General features: G+C 42.8%; 7 protein-coding genes. 3 read left to right on the forward strand and 4 right to left on the reverse strand.

Annotated elements, in window-relative coordinates:
- Window positions 1-3 precede the first annotated feature (3 nt).
- The 3 genes from proB to gpt all read right to left on the reverse strand — a co-directional run bounded on the left by proB (window position 4) and on the right by gpt (window position 3031).
- Window positions 4-1107: a glutamate 5-kinase gene (gene proB, locus CKY02_RS18265; protein ID WP_112896388.1), complete on the reverse strand. Its 1104-nt coding sequence runs from the start codon at window positions 1105-1107 to the stop codon at window positions 4-6.
- Between the two features lie 200 nt (window positions 1108-1307).
- Window positions 1308-2555 carry an esterase FrsA gene (gene frsA / locus CKY02_RS18270; RefSeq protein WP_112896378.1) on the reverse strand — a complete coding sequence of 416 codons (1248 nt, stop codon included), beginning with the start codon at window positions 2553-2555 and terminating at the stop codon, window positions 1308-1310.
- Window positions 2556-2569: 14 nt separating this feature from the next.
- Window positions 2570-3031 (reverse strand): xanthine phosphoribosyltransferase, encoded by a 462-nt coding sequence (gene gpt / locus CKY02_RS18275; protein WP_112896379.1) that lies wholly within the window; start codon window positions 3029-3031, stop codon window positions 2570-2572.
- Window positions 3032-3416: 385 nt separating this feature from the next.
- On the opposite strand from gpt, the gene pepD reads away from it, so the two are divergent.
- Window positions 3417-4892, forward strand: coding sequence for a beta-Ala-His dipeptidase (gene pepD / locus CKY02_RS18280; RefSeq protein WP_112896380.1), 1476 nt, complete (start codon window positions 3417-3419; stop codon window positions 4890-4892).
- 36 nt (window positions 4893-4928) lie between these two features.
- Here the strand turns inward: pepD and dinB are convergent, their stop codons facing one another.
- Window positions 4929-5984: a DNA polymerase IV gene (gene dinB / locus CKY02_RS18285; RefSeq protein WP_112896381.1), complete on the reverse strand. Its 1056-nt coding sequence runs from the start codon at window positions 5982-5984 to the stop codon at window positions 4929-4931.
- Window positions 5985-6225: 241 nt separating this feature from the next.
- On the opposite strand from dinB, the gene CKY02_RS18290 reads away from it, so the two are divergent.
- Entirely contained in the window at window positions 6226-8544 is a 2319-nt protein-coding gene (locus tag CKY02_RS18290; RefSeq protein ID WP_112896382.1) for a TonB-dependent hemoglobin/transferrin/lactoferrin family receptor, read from the forward strand.
- Window positions 8545-9078: 534 nt separating this feature from the next.
- Window positions 9079-9711: an alanyl-tRNA editing protein gene (locus CKY02_RS18295; RefSeq protein WP_112896383.1), complete on the forward strand. Its 633-nt coding sequence runs from the start codon at window positions 9079-9081 to the stop codon at window positions 9709-9711.
- The last annotated feature ends 272 nt before the right edge of the window (window positions 9712-9983 follow it).

The following is a 9983-nucleotide window of genomic DNA, read 5'->3' on the forward strand; positions in this document are numbered from 1 at the left end:
TCCTTAACTTACGATCATGTCGTCACGATGAACCGCAACAGCACCATATTCATAACCGAGGATTTGGCTTATCTGTTGTGAATGGTGGCCTGCAATTAAACGTAGAGCATCACTGTTATAACGGCAAACACCATGCGCCAAATCTTTACCAGACAGACTACGAATGCAGATAACCTCTCCACGGGAGAAATCACCTTTAATATTTTTAATCCCTTTCGGTAATAAAGAGCTGCCTTTTTCGCAGATTGCTGTTTCAGCGCCATGATCTACAATAATTTCACCCGCCGGAGGTGCGCCAAAAATCCAACGCTTGCGATTTTCCATCGGGCTTTCCAACCCATGAAAGCGAGTACCTACTGGATTACCTTCAATGACATCAGAGATGACATCTGGTTTATTACCCGCGGCAATAATGACATCAATACCAGCGCGACCTGCAATCCCCGCAGCTTGAAGCTTAGTTGCCATTCCTCCCGTCCCTAAACCGGAAATGCTATCACCGGCAACCATACGTAATTCATCGCTGATGTCATAAATTTCCGGGATAAGTTTTGCGTCTGGATTGCTACGCGGATCAGCGGTATACAGCCCTTCAATATCCGTCAGCAATAACAATTTATCGGCTCCCGCCAGAATTGCCGCTAGTGCAGATAAATTATCATTATCACCAACTTTAATTTCCGCCGTCGCAACCGCATCATTCTCATTAATTACGGGCACAATGCGATTATCGAGCAAAGCCTGTAAGGTATCTCTGGCATTTAAAAAACGTTCGCGATCTTCTAAATCCGCCCGGGTCAATAACATTTGCCCAACATGGATACCATAAATAGAAAAGAGCTGCTCCCACAACTGAATTAACCGACTTTGACCGACCGCCGCCAGCAATTGCTTGGAGGCAATCGTTGCAGGTAGATCCGGATAGCCCAAATGTTCCCTCCCTGCCGCAATAGCACCGGAAGTCACAATAATAATGCGATGACCTTTTTCATGTTGCTGAGCACATTGCCTTACCAGTTCTACAATATGAGCTCGATTCAGGCGACGAGAGCCGCCTGTCAGTACACTTGTCCCCAGTTTCACAACCAATGTTTGGCTGCTATTCATCATATTTTTGCCATTAGATTTAAATTAAAAAAACAGTGCTCAGTTTTAACAGGAGAGAAGCGTTATGCCAACAGGCATCATAATGCTAAATTGAAAAATATAGGAGCTTAGAACAAATTAATGCTGTTCACTTCACCCGAAAACGCATGAAATTTTTACAAAATAAAGCAGCTAATAATCAATAAGTAACGGAAATTTCATCAACAGACTTTATTTTTCAACCATTGACTAATCTCCCGTAACGCCTTATTGAAACTGTTATAAACAGGCGTTGTCGGAATAGCCAGTAATTTACTATCCATTGATGACATTGCTATCAGCTTAGATTCTTCTTTCGGGCTGAAAATATCATTCTGCCAATAACCCGCTAACATAGGAACGGAACAACGCCGACCTAACAAACCTTGTTTTTTAAGGGAGTAACAGCCGAGTTCGAGACGAAACGCCTTTTCATCCACATTATAAATACCCAATCTGCTAGCAAACATATCAAGATACATCGAAGGTGAATTTTGTTGACGTTCAACGCTGCTGAGCCACTCATGAACGATAGCGCCAAGAGTTGCAACACCCTTGATACGTTTAGATTCCAAATAGGCCAACCGGACGGCGATATTGGCACCAAAGCGAAAACCAAATAGGCCAATCCTGGTGTGGTCAATCCAGGGAATTTCATCCAGTTGATGGATGATTTGTTGATGGAGAGTACAAGTATCCTGTGTCAGCTTAAGACGTGAAGAGTAACCAATCGAGGGCATATCCACAGTTAACATCGCAAATCCAAGCGGCGCCAGATAATCACGGAATAGCCGATAATAATCGCTTTGCAAATTATCCAAACTGCCACAAACCAAAATAGTTGGAGAAGGCCTTTGCAGTTGCTGAGGCAGATGAAGGAAACCGGTCACACAACCACCTTCCTTGAGTTTGAACTCTATTTTCCTCAACTGATAGCCAGAACAACGAGCCGCATTTTCATAAGCTTTATTGGCTAGAATGACGGCCTGCTGAGACAACTCATCACCCTTAAGATGGGGATAACCAGCGATGCTATACAAATTAGCCGCTTTCAACCAGAAATTGCCAGCTTCCGGGATCTGCTCTGCCTGCAACGCTCTCTGTTGCCACAACATCGCCTGATGTGACCACTCAAAAACCCAGTTACCTTTACGATACCCAATCACAGTATCCAGTAAATTATCATCACTGCGCTGCGCGTTTGTCATGGCAATCCGGCACAACACTTCTTCTATTTCAAACGGATCAATTTCTCGCCAAATCCACATCAGCCGGTTAATCATACGATACCAGCTACCATGACTATTACCATCCAACGTACTGTAATTACCCGCAATTAACCGAGGATCGCGGTGCTTTACCAGCGTGGAGGTTTCCTGATGTTTTTGTCTTGGCTTAAAAAGTGATTCTGAAAGGTTCCGATTTGCCATAACTAATACTGATGTTATTTACCTTCACAAATTGGTGGAACGAATACTACACCCATATCCCAAGGTTGCTCGATCCAAGTATCTTGAGGAATATCAACAATATAATCATCAACCAGAGGTTGGCCTGCCGGCTTTGCAAAAATAGTCACAAAATGGGCTTTTGGATATATTTCACGGATGGCCTGAGCAGTACCTCCAGTATCAACCAGATCATCCACAACGATAAAACCTTCACCATCGCCTTCTGCTTTTTTCAGAACTTTCAGCTCACGTTGATTATTATGGTCATAGCTGGAAATACAGACTGTATCTACATGACGGATACCCAATTCACGCGCCAGAAGCGCTCCAGGGACAAGACCACCGCGACTCACGGCAATGATGCCTTTCCACTGTTCGACAGGAAGTAAACGTTGTGCCAATTTACGGGCATGTATTTGCAACATATCCCAAGTTACGACATATTTTTCGCTCATAAGAATTGATCCCGACAACTTAAGAATACTTTAGAAAAGCATCTCGCAAAAAAAGTTGCGCGAATTATAGTGACTTAGGTCTGTAAAAACTAGCGGAAACAGGGAATCGATGAATCGTATTATTCTTAACAAAAGTAAAGTGGTATTCTGAGCCCAATAACATCATGGCGTTAAGCGCTCATCATATATACCCTATGGATTTCAAGATGCATCGCGACGGCAAGGGAGCGAATCCCCGGGAGCATAGATAACTATGTGACCGGGGTGAGTGAGTGCAGCCAACAAAGAGGCAACTTGAAAGATAACGGGTATAAAAACTATTTCTCGGGTAGAGAGTAGTATTTTATTTCCATCTTAATTGAGATGCAGTCATAGGAGATTCGTCGTGTCAGAACTATTACAATCAGAACTATCACAATTATCCCCTCAACCTCTATGGGACATCTTTGCCAAAATCTGCTCTATTCCTCACCCTTCTTACCATGAAGAAGCGCTGGCAACCCACATTGTTCAATGGGCGCAAGAAAAAGAGTTGCACGTTGAACGTGATCAAGTCGGCAATATTCTGATCAGAAAGCCAGCCAGTAAAGGGTTGGAAAATCGTAAAGCGGTTGTTCTGCAAGCACATCTTGATATGGTGCCACAGAAAAACAACGATACAGTGCACGATTTCACTAAAGATCCTATCCGTCCTTATGTTGATGGTGAATGGGTTACTGCCCAAGGTACAACTCTGGGGGCTGATAACGGTATTGGCCTGGCATCAGCGTTGGCTGTACTGGCTGATGACAATGCAAAACATGGCCCGCTAGAAGTTTTATTGACCATGACGGAAGAAGCTGGAATGGATGGTGCTTTTGGCTTGCAACCGGGCTGGCTTCAAGCTGATATCTTGATCAATACCGATTCAGAGGAAGAAGGGGAAATCTACATGGGTTGTGCTGGAGGTATCGATTTTACCACCACTTTAGCATTGACTCGTGAAGCTGTTCCGGCTCACTACAAAACACTAAAACTGATCATCAAAGGGCTAAAGGGCGGGCATTCCGGTTGTGATATTCATTTAGGACTGGGTAATGCCAACAAACTACTGGCTCGCTTCCTTGCCGCCCATACTCAGGAATTGGCGCTAAAACTGCTCGACTTCCAAGGCGGTACGCTGCGTAATGCCATTCCCCGTGAAGGCCATGTTATTGTTGCCATCCCTGCCGATAAAGCAGCACAGCTTATACAACTGAAAGATAAGTACTTGGGTATACTGAAAAATGAGTATGCCATCGTTGAGAAAAACCTGACTGTATTATTGGAAGAGGTCGAAACCGACATTCAGGCATTAACTGACGACTGCCAAAGCCGTTTTATCTCATTGCTAAACAGTACCCCTAATGGTGTTATCCGTATGAGTGATGTCATCAAAGGTGTAGTAGAAACTTCGCTAAACGTGGGCGTTGTGGCGATGGAACAAGATAAGGTAAATCTCATTTGCTTAATCCGTTCGCTCATCGACAGCGGCAAGTCTTATGTCATAGGTATGCTCTCTTCGCTAGCTCAACTGTCGAATGCTGAGATTTCCGCTAAAGGTGATTATCCCGGCTGGCAGCCAGATGCAAGTTCTCCGGTAATGCACTTAGTACGGGAGACTTATCAGCAGTTATTCGACAAGATACCTAATATTATGGTGATCCACGCAGGGCTGGAATGTGGCCTATTCAAGAAACCTTATCCTGATATGGACATGGTATCTATCGGGCCAACCATTACGGGCGCTCACTCTCCTGACGAACAGGTGCACATCAAGAGTGTCGGGCAATATTGGCAACTACTGACGGCAATTCTGAAAGCTATTCCTGAAAAGGCTTAATCAGCTCTCCCCTGTCTCGATGTGATGGCAGGGGGATTACCATTCAAACAAGAGTTGCCGCTCAATTTCTGGGTCCTGCAAAGTCACGTGCAAACCCACTAAACGAACGCCACGCCCTTCCCGGCGAGATGTCCATGTTTTCTGGGCCAATTGCAGTAAATCCTGCTTATCCAATAATGGATGAACATGCTCCTGAGTGGTTAGTTGAAAATCATCAAATTTCAGTTTAACCCCCTGACGGGCAATCCGCAGATCAGGTTTAACATTACTTAATCGTTTTTCTAATTCCAGATATAAACTTTCTATCAGTTCAGTGCACTGTTCCCAATGATGAATATCTCTCGCAAGTGTCCGCTCCACACCAATTGATTTTCGCAGACGATCTGGATTCACCAATCGCTCATCAATACCGTGACAACGATCCCAAAGTACCTGACCAAATTTCCCCAATTGTTTCACCAAAACAATCACGTCATATTTTTGTATATCAGAACAGGTTTCCAGCCCCATATTAGCCAGCCGTTGCACCATGACTTTGCCAACCCCCGGAATTTTTCGCAAAGGTAAAACCTTAACAAAATCAGCCACTCGATCAGGAGGAATGACATACTGCCCATTCGGTTTATTAATATCAGAAGCGATTTTCGCCAAAAATTTCACCGGCGCAATACCGGCTGATGCCGTCAATTGTAATTCATCAAAAATGGATTTACGGATCTCCTGTGCGATAAGCGTGGCAGATCCATAACAATGATGACTATCAGTGACATCTAGATAAGCTTCATCCAATGACAGAGGCTCTATCCACTCAGTATAACGAGACAATATCTGATGGATATGCCGGGAAACCTCCCGATATAGCGCCATACGCCCCGGAAGAACTTTAAGCTGAGGACAGAGTTTCAGCGCCATTACAGTAGACATTGCACTACGTACCCCAAAACGACGAGCAAGATAATTAGCGGTACTAATAACACCCCGCTTGTCTGCGCCGCCGCCCACAGCAATGGGAATATGACGAAGTGACGGATCATCACGCATTTCAATAGCTGCGTAGAAACAATCCATATCAATATGAATAATCTTTCGCATTCTGCTTTAGCCTATCAACAATGACTGTATAAACATACATAAAAATAGACTCAAGAGCAATCTAGTAACAACATCAAGAGTTACTGTTAACAGACGCTTTTAGCTCAGATTTGAAGATATCTTGAACAACAAAATAATTAATACCGTTATTAACTTTTTACTGCCCGATTCCTTGCGTTAAGTTACCTATCCTGTAAGTTCAACTTTTATATTTAACGACATTCCAAGGATGCTTATAACAATGAAAAATAGCGGGAAACCACAAAAAACCTCAGCTACAGCGACTACACAGCCAATTAATCGCACTCTTCATTATGCTTTATCAAGCATAATTATGCTAAGTACGGGCCTGCCAGGTTATCTGGCCGCACAGGAAAATGAAGAGCAAAAATCAAAAGAAAAACCGGAAAAATCAGAGAAAGTCATCACACTTTCTACACTTTCTGTTATTGGCGGATTGAATAACAGCGTCAGTGCCGGAAGCTCAGTATTGAAAAAAGAGGATATTGAACGTACCCAAGCAGATAATATTGCCGAGCTGCTCGATCAACTTCCCGGCGTTTCTATGTCAGGATCGCCTCGCCCAGGCGGCCAAACTCTGAATATCTGGGGAATGGGTGATACAGAAGATGTTAAAGTCACCTTAGATGACGCACCGAAAGGCTTCGAGAAATATCGCCAAGGCTCTATCTTTATTGAGCCAGAATTAATCAAGCGAGTCGATGTCGATAAAGGCCCACATAATCTACTTGATGGTAATGGCGGATTTGGCGGAACAGTTAAAGTTGTCACCAAAGACGCCAGTGATTTATTACGGCCGGGAGAAGATTTTGGTGGATTGTTGAAATACAGTTATCACACCAATGATCGCCAAAATATTTATAGCAGCGCAGTCTATGGCCGGACAATAGAAGGCTTTGCTGACGGCCTGTTATATATGAGCAAACGAGATGGCGGCAATATTAAACGACCAGATGGCACCCGCTTTGCTTTCTCTAAAAGTGATCAGGCATCCTATTTATTGAAAACGAATTTTTACCTGAACGATGCTAATACATTGACACTTTCCGCTATGCGTTCTGATTCTGATGGTTGGCAGCCGTGGGCAGCAAAACGTGATGAGATAGCCGTTCCGTCAGAAGCCGAAGTTGAAAAATATGGTTGGGATGAAGCCTGGCGCCGGAAGTTGGTTTATCGTGATCAAACAGACCAAAATTACACAGCCAAATGGAATATTGCACCAGAAGACAATCCGTTACTTAACCTGACAGCAACCTATGCCTATTCGAAAACAGAACAGCATGATAAACGCTCTGAAAACGCCTACAACCATTATATAGGTTCATTGGGGAATGAAAGCTGGATCGACTATGTGGATAACCTAGTAGATATAAATAATGAAAGTACTTTTATAACCGGGCCAATAGAACACACATTATTAGTTGGAGTTCGTTGGCATAAAAATCAACGTAATACCCTTATCCATGATAGAAGTAAAGACAAAAAACCTGAATATAATCATGGCTATTTTCAACCAAGCTATATGCCATCAGGAGAGCAAAGAACGAATAGTTTCTATTTGCAGGATTCAATGGTTATCGGCAGTGTTACTGTAACACCGGGTGTTCGCTATGACCATATCACTAATACGGGGAAGCCAAATATCGCTGCAATCTACAATAATAGTTCACCAAATATCGGACACGATTACAACAATGTTACTTATACCGGCTGGTCTCCCCATTTAGGTATCATGTGGAAGGCGACTAATCATCTTTCTCTATTTTCTGATATCAGCCGTACATGGCGTGCTCCATTAGTAGATGAACAATATGAAGTACAATCTGCACGCACGAATACTACTGGCAGTAGCCGTAATCTGGATGTGGAAAGAATAACGGGATTGAGAGCAGGTGTAATATTGGATTTCGACAATTTGATCTTGGAACAAGATAATTTACAAATCCGAACAACGCTATTCCATAACCGCGGCAAAAATGAAATATTTGTCCGCCGTGGTGTGATGTGTAAGGCGCAGATCGACAATAAATCATCAAGTTGTGAGAAACCAATATCCAATTATCGTAATTTACCGGGATACACGATTCAGGGGCTGGAAATCGAGACTTTCTATAACAGCAATTATTTATTCGGCAAATTCTCTTATTCAACTATGCATGGTCAGAGAGATGCTTCACCACGCGATCCGTGGGGCAATAAAACCTGGATTGCCGAAATCCCACCAACTTCCGCGCACACTATGCTAGGTGTAAAAATCCCTCAGTGGCAAATGACAATGGGATGGACGGGTGATTTTATCCGTAAACAAGATCGTTCTCCTACAAGCGGGGACCCAGAAGCAAGTTACTGGGCACTAAAAAAAAGCAAAGGTTATGCACTGCATGGTTTATTCGCCAGTTGGCAACCCAATTTCTGGCAAGGTTTTGAAGCTCGTGTAACCGTAAATAACCTATTTAATCGGGATTATCACCCATACCTCGGTGAATCGGTTTCCGGGATTGGACGTAACATTAAATTCAGCGTCTCGCAAAAGTTCTGATTTCTCCCTGATAGTTCCCTCTGTTTGAGGGAACTCAGACTGCTGACCATTCAGCTCTCCAGATTTCTTTCTCGCCCTGACACTGAAATATCGCAATTGACTGTTATTCTGAAAAATCACACTTATTTAGTTGAATAAGTTATTAATTTTATTTAATTATAATTACCTTGATTGATAAAATAGTCATTTCTTTATTGAAAAAGGTATGTTGTCGTCAGAATGGATACCTGTTAAATTAAGACTCTTGTTATTTTATCGTATGGTTCATCTTATTTAGGTTTTTTTACGTCACATGATTTAACCATCCTTTTAACACACTTATTTATATATATTTTTTCTTACTTTATATCTTATAGTCAGAAATGTTAATTGATGTTTCCATGTGTACACCGTCAGAGATATTATTTTTTTCCGCCGACAAAAAAGCACATTTTATAAATCCCGCAGAAATCAATACCTATTTTTCTAGTGCTTGATCTTGCTATCTTTATCAAATATCATTAAATATATTTTACTATACCCCGAAAATAGAATATGACGGAACGTATTTATCTGTCCAGTCAGGTACTGACTGGTGATATTGAGGTAATTGATTGCATGCCTCGCGATGATGGTCGTTATGCCGTATGGCTGAAATCTACTATGTTTCACCCTCAAGGTGGTGGTCAGCCTAGCGATATAGGCTGGATCAATGAAGTGGAGGTAGTTCACGTTTCTGTGGAAGACGGAGAAATCGTTCATCTAACCATAGAGCCAGTGGCACCGGGAAGCGTTTTTGCCCGTGTTGACGGTGCACGTCGCCAATTACATTCTCGGCTGCATTCTGCCGGACATCTTATTGGGCATGTGGTTGAGCTTGCGATGTGGCACCCAATTAAAGCTCACCACTGGCCGGGTGAAGGGAGAATAGTATTCAAGCCGGGAATGGATGCTCAAAGTGTATCGGCAGAGCACATACAGATGATCTGTGAGAACTATATTACAAAGGATTTACCGTGCAGAGTAACTTTGAGAGACGATGGATTCCGAGAAGTCAGCTTCGGTCATTTTACGCCTTACCTCTGCGGTGGTACCCATGTGACATCTCTAGGGCAACTGGGAGGTATCAGAGTACAGGAGGTGCAGATAAAGAAGGGCAATCTAATCGTTCATTATGATGTGGTTTGATGGCTAACCACACTGTTTCAGAGCATTATAGGTAACGATAAGGAAAGAGATAATATGATTATAGAAACTGATCGTCTTGATGCTACTTATATAGAAAAACTTGCTGACCAGGAAGTTCTGGCCATTCGAGTAAAGCAATTTATTCCTAGGGGCTGTTGACGTTTTGAGAGGAATTACTGAACAGCATGATGATGGGGTATAATTGCTTTCGCCAAAAAACGACTCTACCTCACCATCATGCCAAGAACTATGTTAACAGATGAAGTATGGAA

The sequence above is a fragment of the Photorhabdus bodei genome (assembly GCF_003287735.1).
Taxonomy (GTDB): Bacteria; Pseudomonadota; Gammaproteobacteria; order Enterobacterales; family Enterobacteriaceae; genus Photorhabdus; species Photorhabdus kayaii.

Bases quoted from the DNA above. Each gene is read 5' to 3' on its own strand.
- proB (WP_112896388.1), bottom strand. From the start codon at position 1,107: ATGAATAGCAGCCAAACATTGGTTGTGAAACTGGGGACAAGTGTACTG.
- frsA (WP_112896378.1), bottom strand. From the start codon at position 2,555: ATGGCAAATCGGAACCTTTCAGAATCACTTTTTAAGCCAAGACAAAAA.
- gpt (WP_112896379.1), bottom strand. From the start codon at position 3,031: ATGAGCGAAAAATATGTCGTAACTTGGGATATGTTGCAAATACATGCC.
- dinB (WP_112896381.1), bottom strand. From the start codon at position 5,984: ATGCGAAAGATTATTCATATTGATATGGATTGTTTCTACGCAGCTATT.
- CKY02_RS18290 (WP_112896382.1), top strand. From the start codon at position 6,226: ATGAAAAATAGCGGGAAACCACAAAAAACCTCAGCTACAGCGACTACA.
- CKY02_RS18295 (WP_112896383.1), top strand. From the start codon at position 9,079: ATGACGGAACGTATTTATCTGTCCAGTCAGGTACTGACTGGTGATATT.